The sequence below is a fragment of the Streptomyces boninensis genome (assembly GCF_048572725.1).
Classification (GTDB): domain Bacteria; phylum Actinomycetota; class Actinomycetes; order Streptomycetales; family Streptomycetaceae; genus Streptomyces; species Streptomyces boninensis.
The window spans coordinates 5,241,333-5,257,616 of record NZ_CP183837.1 but is presented as its reverse complement, the minus strand read 5'-3'; the positions used below and the strand labels follow the sequence as shown (position 1 = coordinate 5,257,616).

Genomic DNA, 16,284 nt, shown 5'->3' with positions numbered 1-16,284 from the left:
CGCGGCGGCGCCCACACAGCAGCGGGCCCGGCATCCACGGGGGTGGTGCCGGGCCCGCGTACGTTTCGTACCGCTACTTCAGCTTCGTGCCGGTCGAGCGCAGGTCGCCGCAGGCCTCCTGGACGCGGTCGGCCATCGACTTCTCGCCGAGCTTGCCCCAGGAGCGCGGGTCGTAGGTCTTCTTGTTGCCGACCTCGCCGTCGACCTTCAGGACGCCGTCGTAGTTGCGGAACATGTGGTCCGCGACCGGGCGGGTGAAGGCGTACTGGGTGTCCGTGTCGAGGTTCATCTTGACCACGCCGTTCTGCAGCGCGGTGGCGATCTCCTCCTTGGTGGAGCCGGAGCCGCCGTGGAAGACGAAGTCGAACGGGCTGCTCTTGCCGTACTTGGCGCCGACGCCCTCCTGGAGGTCCTTGAGGAGCTCCGGGCGGAGGACGACGTTGCCCGGCTTGTAGACGCCGTGCACATTCCCGAAGGAGGCGGCCAGCAGGTAGCGGCCCTTCTCGCCCAGGCCCAGGGCCTCGGCGGTGCGCAGCGCGTCGTCGACGGTGGTGTACAGCTCGTCGTTGATCTCGTGCGTGACGCCGTCCTCCTCGCCGCCGGTCGGGGTGATCTCGATCTCGAGGATGATCTTCGCGGCGGCGGCGATGGGCAGCAGCTCGGCGGCGATGGCGAGGTTGTCGGAGAGGGTCTCGGCCGAGCCGTCCCACATGTGGGACTGGAACAGCGGGTTCTGGCCGGCCTTCACGCGCTCCTCGGAGACCGCGAGCAGCGGGCGGACGTAGCCGTCCAGCTTGTCCTTCGGGCAGTGGTCGGTGTGCAGCGCGACATTGACCGGGTACTTCTTGGCGACGATGTGCGCGAACTCGGCCAGCGCGACCGCGCCGGTCACCATCTCCTTGTCGTACTGACCGCCCAGGAACTCGGCGCCACCCGTCGAGATCTGGATGATGCCGTCGCTCTCGGCCTCGGCAAAGCCGCGCAGCGCGGCGTGCAGAGTCTGGGTCGAGGTCACGTTGATGGCCGGGTAGGCGAACTTGCCTGCCTTCGCCCGGTCGAGCATCTCGTTGTAGACCTCGGGGGTTGCGATGGGCATCTGTCCGCTCCTTGGATGTGCGGGTTATTGGGCCTTAAGGACGACCTCATCGTCGAGCGTCGCCCCCATCTTCCCATCCCGGCGCCAATGCTCCAGCAGTCGTCCCGCCCACGTTTCACGTGAAACAGGCGTTCGACTTTACGTTCGGATCGGCGGCGGCCATCGGTCAGGCCAGGCCGAGCTCGGCGCTGCCGTAGGCGTAGCGGTACGGGACGCCGGTGCCCTGCTGAATCTTCTCCGCGGCGCCGGTGGCCCGGTCCACGATCGTCGCGACCGCGACCAGCTCCGCGCCGGCCTCCAGCACCGCCTCCGCGGCGGTGAGGGGGGAGCCGCCGGTGGTGGAGGTGTCCTCGACGACCAGGACGCGGCGGCCCTTGATGTCCGGGCCCTCGATGCGCCGCTGCATGCCGTGCGTCTTGGCGGCCTTCCGTACGACGAAGGCGTCCAGGGTGCGGCCGCGGGCGTGGGCGGCGTGCAGCATCGCGTCCGCGATCGGATCGGCGCCGAGGGTGAGCCCGCCGACGGCGTCGTACTCCAGGTCGGCGGTGAGGTCGAGCATCACCTGACCGACCAGCGGGGCGGCGGAGCCGTCGAGGGTGACGCGGCGAAGGTCGACGTAGTAGTCGGCTTCCAGACCGGAGGAGAGGGTCACTTTGCCGTGCACGACGGCCTTGTCCTTGATCTGCTGCAGCAGGGCGGCGCGGGGGTCAGTCATGGTGCCCGAGCGTATCGGAGCCGTCAGGTCACGCCCGGCGCGCGCCGCACGACCAGGTGATTTGCGGTCCGGGGCGGTTCCGTCGAGGGGCGCGGGGCAGTTTCCCGGCCGACGAGCGGGGCGAGCAAGCGCCCCGCACCGACGGAGAGGGATCTTGGTTATGCGTACGGCAATGAAGCGGACGGCCGCCGTGGCGGGAATGGTGCTCGCGGCCGCGATGCTGGGGGCCTCGCAGGCGAGCGCGGCCGCGCCCGCGCAGCTCGACATCGTGACGGGACTGCTGGGCGGGCTCCTCGGCGGCGGCGGTGGCGCCTAGCCCAAAGACCGCCAGGCCCACGTCATCGTGGCCTCCAGCGGGTCGATGGGGGTCACGAGGCGAGGCATCGTGTTGAGGCCGTTCGGGGGGCCGGTCTGCGGCTCGACGCAGACGGCCTCCGCCTGCTCGTCGTAGACCACGACCCACTCCTCGCGGCTGGTGACCTTCAGCTCCAGCGCGTCCGGCCAGGTCAGGGTCACGTCCACGCCCGCCGGCATGCCGAAGCAGTCGTCCCAGGGGCTCGGCAGCGGCGCGATGCGCTTGCCGGTGGGGAGGTGGTCGGCGCCGCGCTCCTCCTGCCATTCGGCGTCGAAGGCGATCTCGACATCGCCGCCGCTGCCGAGGTTGCGCAGGAACCAGGGGTGCCAGCCGACCTGCGCGGGGAAGGAGTCCCCGGCGGTCTCGACGCCCATGAAGACGGTGAGCGAGCCGCCGTCCTCGGCGAGCTCGAAGCTCTGGGTGACGGTGCCGGCGTACGGCCACGGGTCCCCGAGGGCGTAATCGAAGGCGGCCCGGCGCCCGTCCGCCTCGCGGACCCGCCACGGCACGTTCCGGCCGGTGCCGTGGCTGGCGTGCGGTGGGGCGTTCAGCGGCATCTGATGGCGTACGCCACCGCTGAGGAACTGGCCGTTCTCGATCCGGCCGCAGAACGGCACCATCGGAAAGCAGCCGTACTTCGCGCCCTGCCGCAGCAGCTCGACGCCGCCGACGCGCAGGCTTTCGATGCGGCAGCCGTTGTCCGGGTTGACGGTGAGCTCGGCGTCCCCGGCGGTGAGGCGAGTGGTGGTCACATGCGCCAGCCTACGCAGATCACCGCCGACGCCGCAGCGCCCGTCCTATGACGACCACCGTCGCCACCGCGACCGCCGCCGCCGGCGCCGCCCAGCGCAGTCGCGCCACCGGCGACAGCGTCTCCGTCGGCGGCATCGGCGCGTAACGGCCGCGCGGCGGGGCGTGGTCGACCTCCTCCGTGGAGCGGCCGATCATGCTGCGCCTCGCGTGGGCCGCCTCGGCCTGGGGGCCGAGCGATGCGGCCAGCTCCTCGGCTTCGGCCTCGATGGCCGCCGCCTCGGCGTCGACGTCCGCCTCGGCAGCCAAGGGGTCCGGCTCGTCCTCCTCGCCGGCCTCGGAGAGGGGGTCGAGGGACGGCGGCGGTATCTCGGCGTCGAAGACGCTGGGTGAGCCCTGCGGCTCCGCCCCCTCCGCACCATCCGAAGGGGGCTCCGAAGGCTCCGAGGACGCCTTCTCCTCGCTCGCATGCCGCGCTTCCGGCCCCGGGATGCCCGGGATCGCGCGGTCGTTGTCATCGTCGGGCGCCTCGATCGGCGTCGTCTCAAGACCGGCCGTCAGGCTCTCCGCGAACCGCTCCAGCAGCCGCCCCGCCGAAGCCTTCGCCTGGGCCGGCGGCACCGCCGCGATCCGCCCCTCGCCGCTCACCGTCCCGGAGCACGCCAGCGCCGTACCGCCGTCCGCGGGACTCGGCGTGATCGTCAGAGCCAGCTTTACGGAGCCGGTGCCGCGGGCCTCCGCGCCCTCGCCCTCGATGGCGACGGTCTCGCCCTGCGGGGTGAGGCGGAGGGTGCCGCGATACGTGATCGTGGACCCGCCGATCCGCAGCCGCAGCCGGCCCTGGAGGGCCGCACCGCCCTCTTCGCGCGGCTCGTCACCGGCGTCGAGCTGCAGGCCGGGGACGGCGCGGGCCACCCGGCCGGGGTCGGCCAGGGCGCGGCGGACGGTCGCCGCGGGGAACGGGACGTACACCTCATGCTCCATAAGGCGGAGCTTAGCTCTCCGGACGGTTGGGCGTTGGGTGGTTGTTGCGTCCGGGCAAGGTCTCCGGGCCGGAAGCGACGTGGCCCGAGACGCCTCAGGGCCCGTACCGCGGGTGCAGCAGCGTCGACGGCAGGACGTCAGGCGGGCCCTGACCCAGCGGATGGAGCCGGCCGGCCGGGATGTCCGTACGCGGCAAGGTGACGCCGCCACCGCGGCCCGCCAGCAGCAGCCCCCACCACTGCCCGCCCGCCCGGTACTGGTACGGCACCACCCGCAGCCCGGTGGAGCGCACCGACGCCGCCACCGTCCAGTACCCGTCCCGCTCCGCCCGCCCGCGCTCCGCCAGGGCCTCCACCCGCACACCGAGCCGCCCGCCGGGTGCCATCGCGCGGGCCGCGAGGCCGTAGAACTCCTGCGAATAGTCCTTGGCGGTGGTCTCCCCGCCGGGGTCGGGAAGGTCCGACAGGACGACGTCGTACCGGCCGCGCGGCGCCTCGTGCCGCAGCCAGTCGAAGGGCTGCGCGCGCACCGCGTGCACCCGCGGGTCGCCGTGCACGCGGTCGTTGAGCTCCTTGAGCCCCGCGTCCGTACGGGCCAGGCGCAGCACCTCGGCGCTGGGCTCGACCAGCGTCACCGAGCGCACCCCGGGCGTGCGCAGCAGCTCGCGCGCCGCGAGGCCGTCGCCGCCGCCGAGCACGAGGACGCGCGGGGCGGGGTGTGCGGTGCCGGCGAGCGCCGGGGCGACGAGGCCCGGGTGGTAGCGGTCGGCGGGGCGGGAGCTGGCCCGCAGGCTGCCGTCGGCATATAAGGACAGCGGTCCGTCGCTGCGCTTGTCGTCCATCCCGCCCACGCCGCCGGTGAGCACCGTCTCGGAGCCGCCGGCCCGCACCGCGACCCGCACGTCGTCCCCGTACACCGCGGTGCGCGCCGCGCGCTCGAAGGGCGCGGTCAGGATCGTGGCGACGGCGAGCAGGGCGAGCACCGCGGCATTGCCCGCGAGGAGGCCCCAGCGGGCGCGGGGGCTGAGGTCGTAGCGGAAGAGCCAGAGGACGAGGGCGCCGCCGACGGCGGCGTTCACCGCGCCGGTCAGCAGCGCCGAGGTCAGCTCGCCGAGCCAGGGCAGCAGCACGAAGGGGAAGGCGAGGCCGCCGATCAGCGCCCCCACATAGTCGGCCGCGAAGAGGTCGGCGACGGCGCCGCCCGGGTCCTGCCGCCGGATCCGCTGGATCAGCGTCATCAGCAGCGGCACCTCGGCGCCGATCAGCACGCCGATGGCGAGCGAGAAGCCGATCAGGGCCACCCGCGGCTGCCCTAACCAGGCGAAGGACGCGTAGAGCGCCATCGCCGAGAGGCCGCCGACCAGGCCGAGCACCGCCTCCACCGCGCCGAAGCCGACGGCGGCGCGGATCCGCAGCCGCTTGGCGGCGAGGGCACCGAGGCCCATCGCGAAGACCATGATGGACAGCACCAGGGAGGCCTGGGTGACGGAGTCGCCGACCAGATACGAGGCGAGGGCGACCAGCTCCAGCTCGTAGATCAGTCCGCAGGCCGCGCAGATGAAGACGGTGACGAGCACGAGGAAGCGGCCGGCGGCCGGCTGCACGGGCAGCCGCATCGCCGGGCCTGCGGGCACACCGCCGCCACCGGCTGCGGGGACGGCGCACTCGTGCGGTTCGATCACCTTTGGAACGATACGTTTGCGGCGGTGGCGCCCTTTGTCACCCACACGGGTTCGATATGCCGAGCGCATAAGCCAGTGGTGGTGTGCGGCGCGGACTCAGACCGGCTCCGCAACCTTCACGCCCACCCTCGTTCGGGTGGTGACCAGCCGGCCCTCCTGCGGATACGAGTGCCAGGTGCGCCAGCCGACCTGTCCGCCCTGCCGGTGCACCAGCAGCGCGGTGAAGGCGTGCGGGCTGCCGGGGAAGGTGCCGGCCAGGCCGTGCGGGTGCTCGGCGACCAGCGCGAGCAGCTCCTGCGCCCGCGCCTCGAAGGCGCCGGGCGACAGGGTCTCGACCCGGGCGCTGAACTCGTACTCCCACTCGCCGACCTGCTTCGCCACCCCCAGCGGTAAGGGCGTCGAGCTGCCCGGCAGGCAGGCCACGGTCTCCGAGCAGCTGCCGGTCTCGTCGAGCAGGATCACCTGGTGCGAGGCGCCGAGGAGGCGCAACTGCAGTGCTTTGGCGTCCAGTTCGAGGTCGAGTACGGCCAGCGCGGGCAAGGGCTCCATGCCCAGGCGCCAGGCCAGGTCGGTAGCTCGGGTGTCGGTGTAAGACGTCTTGAGGGTGGTGAGCATGGGTCGGCTCCGCAAACACGCAGTGATGGATGGGCCGGCCCTCCCCCAAGCTCTTCCGGCAACGCTGCGAGCAAGGGGGTACCCCCTTGCGGGAGGACCTCGGAACGTTTCAGGCCAGCCGGTTCCGACTCACACGGAATCATGAACCGACCGATCCCCACAGCGTTTTTACCCATCTTCACCGGGTTTACATCCCCTGGAGGGCCTCACTGGTCACATGTTCAACCGTTAGCGGGCCCGGCGGCCAAGTACGGTCGCCGGGCCGAAAGCAAGTGTGCGCTTTCCGGTCAGGTGTCAGGTGCCCGGCGCCGGAAGCCAGGTGTCCGGCGCCGGGCACCGGGTGTCAGGAGCCGCCGCCCCCGCCGCAGCCCCCACCACCGCCGCCGCACGACGACCCCCCGCCGCACGACGACCCGCCCCCGTCGGACGAGCTGCCGCAGCCGCCGCCCCCGCCGCCACCGGACCAGCCCGACCGCCGCCCCCTCCCGGAGCCGGAGCCGCCCGCCTTGGCGATCATCGAGACGACGGCGATCACTCCGAAGAACACCAGAACAATCCAGAACCCCATGGTCAATCCCCCTTTCCACCAGGCCTGTTCGGCCGGTGAACGACTGGTGCCCGACCCGCTCGATCCACAAAACGGATTTGAGGAACTCCAGAGCTTCAGCCGCCCGTATGCCCGACTGTGGCCGGAAACCTCCGCCGGACCGGCCGCTACGGCGGCATGCGAGCATGTCCCGCATGGGACGACCGCTGCTCAATCGCCGCCTCGACGGCTTCGGGACCACGATCTTCGCCGAGATGTCCGCGCTCGCGGTGCGCACCGGCGCGATCAATCTCGGCCAGGGCTTCCCCGATACGGACGGCCCCGCGGAGGTCCGCGAGGCCGCCGTGCGCGCGCTGCGCGAGGGCCACGGCAACCAGTACCCGCCGGGCCCCGGCATCCCCGAGCTGCGGCGCGCGGTCGCCGCCCACCAGCGGCGGTTCTACGAGCTCGAGTACGACCCGGACCGCGAGGTCCTGGTCACCGCCGGCGCCACCGAGGCGATCGCGGCGTCGCTGCTCGCGCTCGTGGAGCCCGGCGACGAGGTGATCGCGCTGGAGCCGTACTACGACTCGTACGCCGCCTGCATCGCCATGGCGGGCGGCACCCGCGTCCCGGTCACCCTGCGCCCGAACGGCGACGGATACGTACTCGACCTGGACGAGCTGCGCGCCGCGGTGACCGACAAGACCCGCCTCATCCTCCTCAACACCCCCCACAACCCCACCGGCACCGTCGCCACCCGCGCCGAGCTGACCGCCATCGCGGAGCTGGCGGTGGAGCGCGACCTGCTGGTGATCACCGACGAGGTCTACGAGCACCTGGTCCATGACGGCGAACACCTCCCGCTCGCGAGCTTCCCCGGCATGCGCGGCCGCACGGTCTCGATCTCCTCGGCGGGGAAGACCTTCTCGTTCACGGGCTGGAAGGTCGGCTGGGTGACGGCGGCGCCGGAGCTGGTCACGGCGGTGCGGACGGCGAAGCAGTACCTGACGTACGTATCGGCGGGCCCCTTCCAGTACGCGGTGGCCGAGGCCCTCGCCCTCCCCGACGAGTACTTCCGCTCCCTGCGCGCCGACCTGCGCGGCAAGCGCGACCTGCTGGCGGCGGGCCTGGAGGACGCGGGCTTCCGCGTCTACCGGCCGGCGGGCACGTACTTCATCACCACCGACATCCGCCCGCTCGGCGAGGACGACGGCGTCGCCTTCTGCCTGGGGCTGCCGGAGCGCTGCGGGGTCGTCGCGGTCCCCGCCTCGGTCTTCTACGACGACAAGTCCGCCGGCCACTCCATCGTCCGCTTCGCCTTTTGCAAGCGCGACGAGGTGCTTCGGGAGGCGGCCGCCCGCCTCAAGGCGGGCCTGGCCTGAAGGAGCCTGAAGCTCACAGCGCCCCCGGGTTGACGATCACCCACTCCTGGGGCGGGCCCTCGTGCTTCCAGAGGCTGATCTTGGCGAGGGGCTGCTTGGACTTGTTCTCCAGGTTCAGCGCCGACTGGGGGTGGGCGTAGCTGCTGAAGTAGCCGTGGACGCCGCCGCCCGCCTGCGCGACACGGGTGAAGCGCCACAGCTGGTCGCGTTTGTGGTCGCAGGTGGCCAGGGCGGCGGTGCCCCAGCCCTGGGCGTTGACGGACTCGGCGGCGATGCAGTTGCCGGAGTAGACGTTGCGGATCTGGTAGACGCCGGGCTTGACCGCCTTCAGGCGCCAGTTCTGGTCGGGTCCGGCGGCCTTGGCGCCCTTTGCGCACGGGAACTGGTAGGCCACATCGCCCGGATTGCCCTGCGCCCAGGTCTCGTCGTTGCGGTCGTAGCCGCCGTCGAGACACTGCCAGCTGTAGGCCGATTGAATCGTGGTGACCGCACCGCTGCTGCCCGGCCAGTCGCCGGCGGCGGCGCGCGCGGCGTGGTGCGTGCCGCCGGTGCGCGGCGCCGTCGTCATGAGCGGCGGCTTGGGCTCGTCGTCGCCCTTCGCCTTGGCCTCGGTCTTGGTCTTTGCCTTCGCCTTCGCCTTCGCGGACTTCTTCGCGTCGGCCGCCCCGCCCTTCGTACCGGCCGTGTCCGACGCCGCCGTCTTCTTCCCGCCGTCGTCGCTCAGCGGCCCGCTCGTATACGCCCAGCCCGCCGCCCCACCCACGAGCAGCACCGCCACCGCACCGGCGATGACCGCCCCTCTTCGTCCGCCCCGCGCTTCCCGGGAGCGGGCGTGGCCCTGTGACATGGGGATCCCTCGTTTCCGTACGAACCTGGCCGACGCCGCGACGCAGAGTGGAGCTCAGGGGTCCGTTCGAGGCGGCGGCAGGATCCTACGCCTCAGGAGTGCCGGGTGGGGAGTGCAGGGGGCATTGACAGTGCACGGACACCCGGGAGAATCTTTCTAGCGCAGGTCCCGACAACGTTGTCTAAGTGGACGCACGGAGACGCCTTGAGACGCCTGATACCCCTGGCCGCCGTCGCGGCCCTGCTCGCGGGAACGGTGGGCGCGGCGCCCGCCTTCGCCGCCGGCGGCTCGTCAGAAGACCAGCTCACCGACTATGTGAACCCCTTCATCGGCACCCAGAACGAGGGCAACAACTTCCCCGGCGCGGCCGTCCCGTTCGGCATGGTGCAGCTGTCCCCCGACACCGGTCACAACACCGGCTACGACTACGACGAGAAGTCCATCCGCGGCTTCTCCTCCGTCCACCTCGCGGGCGTCGGCTGCGGCCTCGGCGGCGACCTCCCGGTGATGCCCACGACCGGCGACATCACCAAGACGGACAACGCCGACTACGCCGCCCCCTTCAGCCACGACAAGGAGAGCGCGTCCCCGGGCTCGTACAAGGTCGCCCTCGATACGGGCATCACCGCCGAGCTGTCGGCGACCGAGCACACCGGCTACCAGCGCTACACCTTCCCGGAGACGGAGAAGGCCAACGTCCTGTTGAATTCCGGCCAGTCGCTGCACAAGATCTCGTCCAGCAGCGTGCGGGTCCTTAACGACCGCACCATCGCCACCGAGATCGACGGCAGCGGCTTCTGCCAGGACACCAAGGGCTACAAGCTCTACGCGATCACCAAGTTCGACCGCCCCTTCGCCTCGTACGGAACGTGGTCGGGCGACACCGTCACCGCCGGCAGCAAGGGCGCGGAGGGCGGCGGGAAGCGGGGCGCGTACGCCCGCTTCGACACCACCAAGGGCGACCGCAGCGTCGGCGCGGTGACCGCGATCTCGTACGTGGACGCCCGCGGCGCCGCCCGCAACCTGGCGGCCGAGGGCGGCGACTCCTTCGACCGTACGAAGGCGAAGGCCCAGCGGACCTGGGAGCGGCGCCTGGAGCAGGTCAAGGTGCAAGGCGGCAGCGACGAGCGCCGGCGCACCTTCTACTCCGCGCTCTACCGCGCGCTGCTGCACCCCAACACCGGCACCGACGTGGACGGCCGCTACACCGGCTGGGACCAGAAGATCCACCGGGCGGGCAAGGACTTCACGTACTACCAGAACTGGTCGCTCTGGGACACGTACCGCACCCAGGCCCAGCTGCTCTCGCTGCTGGCGCCCGACGAGTCCCGGGACATGGCGCTGTCGCTGCTGAAGATCGACCAGCAGGGCGGCTGGCTGCCCAAGTGGGGCTACGGCACGGTCGAGACGAACATCATGACCGGCGACCCGGTCACCCCCTTCCTCACCAACGCCTACCGGCAGGGGCTGCTGAGGGGCCATGAGGAGGAGGCGTACGCGGCGCTGAAGAAGAACGCGGACGGGGTGCCGCCGGCGGACTCGCAGTACGCGGGCCGGGCGGGGAACGCGGAGTATCTGAAGGACGGCTACGTCCCGCTCGACCCGGACCACCCGCACAAGCCGGGCGACAACGACTTCCAGCACGGCGCCTCGGCGACGCTCGAGTACGCGCTGTCGGACGCCGCGTTGTCAGAGATGGCCCGTAAGCTCGGCCACGAGGACGACGCGAAGCGCTATGCCGAGCGGTCGCAGAACTACCGCGAGCTGGTCGACCCGGAGACGAACTTCTTCCGCGCGCGGGACACCTCCGGCGCCTTCACCAGCGACCCGGACCCGGCGAAGGGCGAGGGCTTCCACGAGGGGACGTCCTGGCAGTACACGTGGCTGGTGCCGCAGGACATCCCGGGGCTGATGGAGGTGATCGGCGGCCGCGAGGCCACCGAGAAGCGGCTCGACTCCTTCTTCGCGTACGAGGAGCTGCTGAAGGATCCGGAGAAGACGGCGCGCGAGACGTGGGTGAACGGCGCGTACGACTACTACAACGCCGACAAGTACAACCCGCAGAACGAGCCGGACCTGATCGCCCCGTACACCTACCTCTCCACCGGCAGCCCGTACAAGACGACGGACGTGGTGCACGCCGCGCTGACGCTCTTCACGAACGCGCCGAACGGGGTCACGGGGAATGACGACCTCGGCACGATGTCGTCGTGGATGGTGCTGTCGTCGATGGGCGTCTTCCCGGTCTTCCCGGGGACGGATACCTGGGGCCTGTCGACGCCGGTCTTCGACCGGGTGGACCTGAAGCTGGACCGCCGCTACTTCCCGCGCGGGCATCTGGGGATCAGCGCGGAGGGGACGTCGGACACGGACCGGTACATCCAGTCGGTGGCGGTGGACGGTGCGGCGCAGTCGCATACGTGGCTGTCGACGGATGAGCTGCGGGGCGCGGGCGAGGTGTCCTTCGAGGTCGGCGCGAAGCCGTCGGAGTGGGGGACGGGCGCGGGCGACGCGCCGCCGTCCACGCAGCGCTGACCTGCTTCGAAAAGCCCAGTGGCCCCCTTCCTGCCGCAACGGGAAGGGGGCCACTGCACGTGGTCGCTCAGGCCTCGTCGTCGCCCGGCTTCTCGCCGTCGTCGTCGCCGTCGACCTCGGCCGCCAGGCCGAGCTGCTCGAGCAGCCACTTGTCGAACTGGACCGACGCCTGCACCCAGCTCACCGTGGAGGACACGAAGTGCTCCAGGGAGACGCCGGTGCCGATCAGCATCTGCGCCTCGCCGATCAGGCGGACGCCGCCGTCGTCGTGGGTGTGGCTGTAGACCTTCGGCCACAGGGTGCGGGCGTTCCACTCGTCGATGACCTCGAGCAGCCGCGGCTTGTCGTCGATGGAGTGCTCGCGGTCGTAGAACGTACGGACCGAGAAGATCTGCTGCTCGTCCTCGCCGCGGAACATGAAGTACGTGCGGAACTGCTCCCACGGCGCGGCGAGGTCACCCTCGTCGTCGACGACATGCTTCAGCTCCATCTGGTCCAGGAGCTGCTTGACCAGATCCTGGTCGGGGATGATCGGTCCGGCGGGCGGACCGGACTCCGGTTCTGGCTGGCCCCCGCCGAAATTCGGAATCGAGGACGGGTCGATGCTCACCGTGGATTTCCCTTCATACGCGTAGCCGCCATCCTCCCCCATCCCGGACCCGGTGTGGCAACCCTGGAGGTCAGGACGCCGCGCCCACCAGCAGCCCGTCGCCCGCGACGTCCACCCGCACCGTGTCGCCGTCCTTGACCTCGCCCGCGAGGATCTCCCGGGCGAGCTGGTCGCCGATCGCCGTCTGGACGAGGCGGCGCAGCGGCCGGGCCCCGTACGAGATGTCCGCGGACTGCTCGCCCTCGGGCACGCCGAGCCGGGCCAGCCACGCCAGCGCCTCGTCGCTGACCTGCAGGGTCAGGCGGCGCTCTGCGAGGCGGCGCTGCAGGTGATCGATCTGGATCTGCGCGATCCGGCCGAGCTGCTCGCCGCCGAGGGCGTGGAAGACGACGAGATCATCGAGGCGATTGAGGAATTCCGGGCGGAAGGAGGACCGGACCGTCTCCAGCACCTTCTCCTTCTTCTCCTCCTCCTTCAGCAGCGGGTCGACCAGGAAATTCGAGCCGAGGTTGGAGGTGAGGATCAGGATGGTGTTGCGGAAGTCCACCGTCCGCCCCTGGCCGTCGGTGAGCCGGCCGTCATCGAGGACCTGGAGCAGGATGTCGAAGACCTCGTGGTGCGCCTTCTCCACCTCGTCCAGGAGGACGACGGAGTACGGGCGGCGGCGCACGGCCTCGGTGAGCTGCCCGCCCTCCTCGTACCCGACGTAGCCGGGCGGCGCCCCGACCAGCCGCGCCACGCTGTGCTTCTCGCTGTACTCGCTCATGTCGATGCGGACCATCGCCCGCTCGTCGTCGAAGAGGAAGTCGGCGAGCGACTTCGCCAGCTCGGTCTTGCCGACGCCGGTCGGGCCGAGGAAGAGGAAGGACCCGGTCGGCCGGTCCGGGTCGGAGATCCCGGCGCGGGACCGACGGACGGCATCGGACACGGCCCGTACCGCCTCGGCCTGCCCGATCAGCCGCTTGCCGAGCTCGTCCTCCATCCGCAGCAGCTTCTGCGTCTCGCCTTCGAGCAGCCGCCCGGCGGGGATGCCGGTCCAGGAGGCGACGACATCGGCGATGTCATCGGAGCCGACCTCCTCCTTGACCATGGTGTCCTTGGCGGCCTCGGCCTCGGCTTCGGAGGCCTCCTCGAGCTCACGCTCCAGGGTCGGAATCTCCCCGTAAAGCAGCTTGGAGGCGGTGTCGAAGTCCCCGTCGCGCTGCGCGCGCTCGGCCGTCCCCCGCAGCTCATCGAGCTTCTCCTTGAGCTCACCGACCCGGTTGAGCCCCTGCTTCTCCTTCTCCCACCGGGCGGTCAGGCCGCGCAGCTCCTCCTCCTTGTCGGCGAGATCCTTCTGCAGCTTGGCGAGGCGCTCGCGCGAGGCGGCGTCGGTCTCCTTCTCCAGCGCGAGCTCCTCCATCTTCAGGCGGTCGACGGAGCGCTGGAGCTCATCGATCTCCATGGGGGAGGAGTCGATCTCCATACGGAGCCGGGAGGCCGCCTCGTCAACGAGGTCGATGGCCTTGTCGGGGAGGAAGCGGGAGGTGATGTAGCGATCGGAGAGGGTGGCGGCGGCGACAAGGGCGGAGTCGGAGATGGCGACCTTGTGGTGCGCCTCGTAACGCCCCTTGAGCCCGCGGAGGATGGCGATGGAGTCCTCGACGCTCGGCTCGGCGACGAGCACCTGCTGGAAGCGCCGCTCAAGGGCGGGATCCTTCTCGATCCGCTCCCGGTACTCATCGAGGGTGGTGGCGCCGACCATGCGCAGCTCGCCGCGGGCGAGCATGGGCTTGAGCATGTTGCCGGCGTCCATGGCGGAGTCGCCGCCGGCACCGGCGCCGACGACGGTGTGCAGCTCGTCGATGAAGGTGATGACCTGTCCGTCGCTCTCCTTGATCTCCGCGAGTACGGTCTTGAGCCGCTCCTCGAACTCACCGCGATACTTGGCACCGGCGACCATGGCGCCGAGGTCGAGGGCGACGAGCCGCTTGTTCTTGAGCGACTCGGGCACGTCACCTTTGACGATCCGCTGGGCGAGCCCCTCGACGACGGCGGTCTTGCCGACGCCGGGTTCGCCGATGAGGACGGGGTTGTTCTTGGTACGGCGGGACAGCACCTGCACCACGCGCCGGATCTCATGGTCCCGCCCGATGACAGGGTCGAGCTTGCCCTCGCGCGCGGCGGTGGTGAAGTCGGTGCCGAACTTCTCGAGGGCCTTGTACGTACCCTCAGGATCCTTGCTGGTGACGCGCCGGCCACCCCGCTGCTCCTCAAAGGCGGCGAGCAGCTTCTTGGCGGAGGCACCCTGCTTGTCGAGGAGGTCGGCGATGGCCCCACCCTTGGCAGCGATCCCGATGAGCAGATGCTCGGTGGACACATACTGATCCCCGAGCTCCTTGGCCCGCTGAGCCGCGTCGGAGATGACCCCGAGCAGCTCCCGGCTGGCCTGCGGCGCGGAGACGGTCGCCCCCTGCACGCGCGGAATGCCGGCGAGGGCGGCTTCCGCCCCCGACCGGAGCGCGGACTGATCAGCACCGACGTCGGCCAGCAGATCCTGCAGGTTCTCGTTGTCCTGCCCCTCGAGCAGGGCAAGCAGCAGGTGCGCGGGCGTGATGTCCGGATGCCCGCCGTCGACAGCGCGGCTGTTGGCACCGCTGATCGCTTCCTGGCTCTTGTTGGTCAGCTCCGCATCCACTGCTGTGTGCTCCTCCTGCTGCTGGTCGCGCGTACTCTGCCTGCCCAGCTCAACCTGAACTAAGTTGAGTCTATTCCACTCAACCCTACGGAAGCCAGCGCAGAAAGCTTCCCTCCTCACCCTCAGGAGTGAGGATGCGGCCGGAAGGCCGTTCGACGCCGCCATCCGTGCCTAGCGTGGGCGTCCTGGTCACCCAGACGAAAGGGGGGCAACATGACACTCATGGCACCGGACGCGCCGCCGCAGGACTATCTGCTGGAATTCTTCCTGTCACTCGACACCCCCGAGGGCATCCGAGCGGAGCTCATCGAGGGGGAAATCGTCTTGTCACCTGCGCCGGATGGCGATCATGAAGACGCCATCGCCGTGATCACCAAACAGGTCTACTCGTCGTCAAAAACCTCCATGGACGCCTCCGCCAATAAGGGGCTTGAGCTACCACGGGACGCCCAGCCTACGAATCACGTGATCCCCGACATCACGTTGGCTCCCAGCGACCTGCGCCCTTTCCGCGGAAAGCCCTCCTGGATGGAGCCCGACGGCGTGGCGATGGTCGTCGAGGTGACCTCGACCAAGCCCGAGGCAGACCGGATCACCAAGCGGCGCAGCTACGCCCGGGCCGGAATTCCGCTCTACCTGCTCGTGGACCGCGACCGGGAAACGGTGACGCTCTTCAGCGATCCCCGCCTCCAGGACTACACCGCGACCCATACCGCCCCCTTCGGCGAGCCGCTGCACCTCCCGGCCCCCTTCGGCTTCGACCTGGAGACCGCCGACTTCCTCTAGCCGGCTCTGACGCCTGTTTGTGCAACGGCCTGTTGCACAACTCGCTCGCCGGCGCGGATCTCGTCCAGGCGATGAGCCCCGTACACGACCAGCCCCCACAGCAGGCAGCAGAAGGCGGCGGTGTGCACCAGGGCGCGGGCGGTGTTCCAGAAGACCCATCGTGCCTCGAAGTCCGCACGCGCGGAGGCGAGGCCGGCGGCCGGGCCGTCCGGGTCGGCGGCCTTGGCGAGCTGGTCATTGAGAGGGACGTTCACGGCACTGGTGATCGCGAAGGCGACGAGATAGAGCACGAGCGCGGCGATGATCCAGGGCAGCGCGGGTCTCCCCTGGCCGCGCCAGGCGAGCACGGCGGCGAGGACCAGCAGGGGAATCGCCCCCATGAAGGGGAGCATGAAGGCCGGATTGATGATGGCCTTGTTGATGTTCTGCATCGCCTCGACCAGCGTCCGGTCGGACGAGCGGCCGAGGCCGGGCATAACGGAGTAGGCAAACCCGGCGAACAGCCCGGCCATCAGGCCGGTGGCGAGGGTCGCGGCGAGCAGGGTGAGAGTCTGCAGGGTTTTCAAAGCGGCCTCCGGAAGGGCTTGAACGCGGGCGTGAAGCACTGCAATCGATGCACTTCACATGAAGTGGTCAGAGCCTAGCCCCGGACCCGCCCCACCACCACGGGTTTTCGCCGTCATCCGTCAACAACACGTTCGAAGTCGCCTGATCAGGCGTAA

15 protein-coding genes are annotated in these 16,284 nt (G+C 70.5%); 4 read left to right on the top strand and 11 right to left on the bottom strand.

Annotated elements, in window-relative coordinates; all coding sequences use genetic code 11:
* Positions 1-73 precede the first annotated feature (73 nt).
* Both fbaA and pyrE read right to left on the bottom strand, forming a co-directional pair.
* The gene (gene fbaA / locus ACNNMR_RS23940) at positions 74-1,096 is read right to left on the bottom strand and encodes a class II fructose-bisphosphate aldolase (RefSeq protein WP_419996735.1); all 1,023 of its coding nucleotides are present in this window, start codon (positions 1,094-1,096) and stop codon (positions 74-76) included.
* A gap of 166 nt (positions 1,097-1,262) precedes the next feature.
* On the bottom strand, positions 1,263-1,811 hold the full coding sequence (gene pyrE / locus ACNNMR_RS23935) for an orotate phosphoribosyltransferase (RefSeq protein ID WP_419996734.1): 549 nt from the start codon (positions 1,809-1,811) through the stop codon (positions 1,263-1,265).
* A 160-nt stretch (positions 1,812-1,971) separates the two neighbouring features.
* Between pyrE and ACNNMR_RS23930 the strand changes: the two genes are divergently transcribed.
* The gene (locus tag ACNNMR_RS23930; protein ID WP_419996733.1) at positions 1,972-2,127 is read left to right on the top strand and encodes a hypothetical protein; all 156 of its coding nucleotides are present in this window, start codon (positions 1,972-1,974) and stop codon (positions 2,125-2,127) included.
* Here the strand turns inward: ACNNMR_RS23930 and ACNNMR_RS23925 are convergent.
* The 5 genes from ACNNMR_RS23925 to ACNNMR_RS23905 all read right to left on the bottom strand — a co-directional run bounded on the left by ACNNMR_RS23925 (position 2,124) and on the right by ACNNMR_RS23905 (position 6,764).
* Positions 2,124-2,918 (bottom strand): aldose 1-epimerase, encoded by a 795-nt coding sequence (locus ACNNMR_RS23925; RefSeq protein WP_419996732.1) that lies wholly within the window; start codon positions 2,916-2,918, stop codon positions 2,124-2,126. The genes ACNNMR_RS23930 and ACNNMR_RS23925 overlap by 4 nt on opposite strands.
* Before the next feature lie 19 nt (positions 2,919-2,937).
* On the bottom strand, positions 2,938-3,900 hold the full coding sequence (locus ACNNMR_RS23920; RefSeq protein ID WP_419996731.1) for an SRPBCC family protein: 963 nt from the start codon (positions 3,898-3,900) through the stop codon (positions 2,938-2,940).
* 94 nt (positions 3,901-3,994) lie between these two features.
* Positions 3,995-5,581 (bottom strand): polyamine aminopropyltransferase, encoded by a 1,587-nt coding sequence (locus ACNNMR_RS23915; protein ID WP_419996730.1) that lies wholly within the window; start codon positions 5,579-5,581, stop codon positions 3,995-3,997.
* A gap of 96 nt (positions 5,582-5,677) precedes the next feature.
* Positions 5,678-6,196 (bottom strand): DUF2617 family protein, encoded by a 519-nt coding sequence (locus ACNNMR_RS23910; protein WP_419996729.1) that lies wholly within the window; start codon positions 6,194-6,196, stop codon positions 5,678-5,680.
* Between the two features lie 343 nt (positions 6,197-6,539).
* A complete protein-coding gene (locus tag ACNNMR_RS23905; RefSeq protein WP_419996728.1) occupies positions 6,540-6,764 on the bottom strand; it encodes a hypothetical protein in 225 nt (74 codons plus the stop codon).
* A gap of 164 nt (positions 6,765-6,928) precedes the next feature.
* Between ACNNMR_RS23905 and ACNNMR_RS23900 the strand changes: the two genes are divergently transcribed.
* Positions 6,929-8,107, top strand: coding sequence for a pyridoxal phosphate-dependent aminotransferase (locus ACNNMR_RS23900; protein WP_419996727.1), 1,179 nt, complete (start codon positions 6,929-6,931; stop codon positions 8,105-8,107).
* Positions 8,108-8,120: 13 nt separating this feature from the next.
* Here ACNNMR_RS23900 and ACNNMR_RS23895 read toward each other — a convergent pair whose 3' ends face one another.
* Positions 8,121-8,954 carry an RICIN domain-containing protein gene (locus ACNNMR_RS23895; protein ID WP_419996726.1) on the bottom strand — a complete coding sequence of 278 codons (834 nt, stop codon included), beginning with the start codon at positions 8,952-8,954 and terminating at the stop codon, positions 8,121-8,123.
* Positions 8,955-9,158: 204 nt separating this feature from the next.
* Here ACNNMR_RS23895 and ACNNMR_RS23890 point away from each other — a divergent pair, with 204 nt between their 5' ends.
* Positions 9,159-11,489: a GH92 family glycosyl hydrolase gene (locus ACNNMR_RS23890; protein ID WP_419996725.1), complete on the top strand. Its 2,331-nt coding sequence runs from the start codon at positions 9,159-9,161 to the stop codon at positions 11,487-11,489.
* Between the two features lie 67 nt (positions 11,490-11,556).
* On the opposite strand, the gene ACNNMR_RS23885 is transcribed toward ACNNMR_RS23890, so the two are convergent.
* Both ACNNMR_RS23885 and clpB read right to left on the bottom strand, forming a co-directional pair.
* Positions 11,557-12,099, bottom strand: coding sequence for a YbjN domain-containing protein (locus tag ACNNMR_RS23885; RefSeq protein WP_419996724.1), 543 nt, complete (start codon positions 12,097-12,099; stop codon positions 11,557-11,559).
* A 70-nt stretch (positions 12,100-12,169) separates the two neighbouring features.
* Complete coding sequence (gene clpB / locus ACNNMR_RS23880; protein WP_419996723.1) at positions 12,170-14,776, bottom strand: ATP-dependent chaperone ClpB; 2,607 nt, start codon at positions 14,774-14,776, stop codon at positions 12,170-12,172.
* A gap of 213 nt (positions 14,777-14,989) precedes the next feature.
* Here clpB and ACNNMR_RS23875 point away from each other — a divergent pair, with 213 nt between their 5' ends.
* Positions 14,990-15,562, top strand: a complete 573-nt coding sequence (locus ACNNMR_RS23875; RefSeq protein ID WP_419996722.1) for a Uma2 family endonuclease — start codon at positions 14,990-14,992, stop codon at positions 15,560-15,562.
* On the opposite strand, the gene ACNNMR_RS23870 is transcribed toward ACNNMR_RS23875, so the two are convergent.
* Positions 15,559-16,128 carry a DUF1772 domain-containing protein gene (locus tag ACNNMR_RS23870; RefSeq protein ID WP_419996721.1) on the bottom strand — a complete coding sequence of 190 codons (570 nt, stop codon included), beginning with the start codon at positions 16,126-16,128 and terminating at the stop codon, positions 15,559-15,561. The genes ACNNMR_RS23875 and ACNNMR_RS23870 overlap by 4 nt on opposite strands.
* Between the last annotated feature and the right edge of the window lie 156 nt (positions 16,129-16,284).

Coding starts and splice junctions, on each gene's coding strand:
- fbaA (WP_419996735.1), bottom strand. CDS start 1,096: ATGCCCATCGCAACCCCCGAGGTCTACAACGAGATGCTCGACCGGGCG.
- pyrE (WP_419996734.1), bottom strand. CDS start 1,811: ATGACTGACCCCCGCGCCGCCCTGCTGCAGCAGATCAAGGACAAGGCC.
- ACNNMR_RS23930 (WP_419996733.1), top strand. CDS start 1,972: ATGCGTACGGCAATGAAGCGGACGGCCGCCGTGGCGGGAATGGTGCTC.
- ACNNMR_RS23920 (WP_419996731.1), bottom strand. CDS start 3,900: ATGGAGCATGAGGTGTACGTCCCGTTCCCCGCGGCGACCGTCCGCCGC.
- ACNNMR_RS23910 (WP_419996729.1), bottom strand. CDS start 6,196: ATGCTCACCACCCTCAAGACGTCTTACACCGACACCCGAGCTACCGAC.
- ACNNMR_RS23905 (WP_419996728.1), bottom strand. CDS start 6,764: ATGGGGTTCTGGATTGTTCTGGTGTTCTTCGGAGTGATCGCCGTCGTC.
- ACNNMR_RS23900 (WP_419996727.1), top strand. CDS start 6,929: ATGTCCCGCATGGGACGACCGCTGCTCAATCGCCGCCTCGACGGCTTC.
- ACNNMR_RS23895 (WP_419996726.1), bottom strand. CDS start 8,954: ATGTCACAGGGCCACGCCCGCTCCCGGGAAGCGCGGGGCGGACGAAGA.
- ACNNMR_RS23875 (WP_419996722.1), top strand. CDS start 14,990: ATGACACTCATGGCACCGGACGCGCCGCCGCAGGACTATCTGCTGGAA.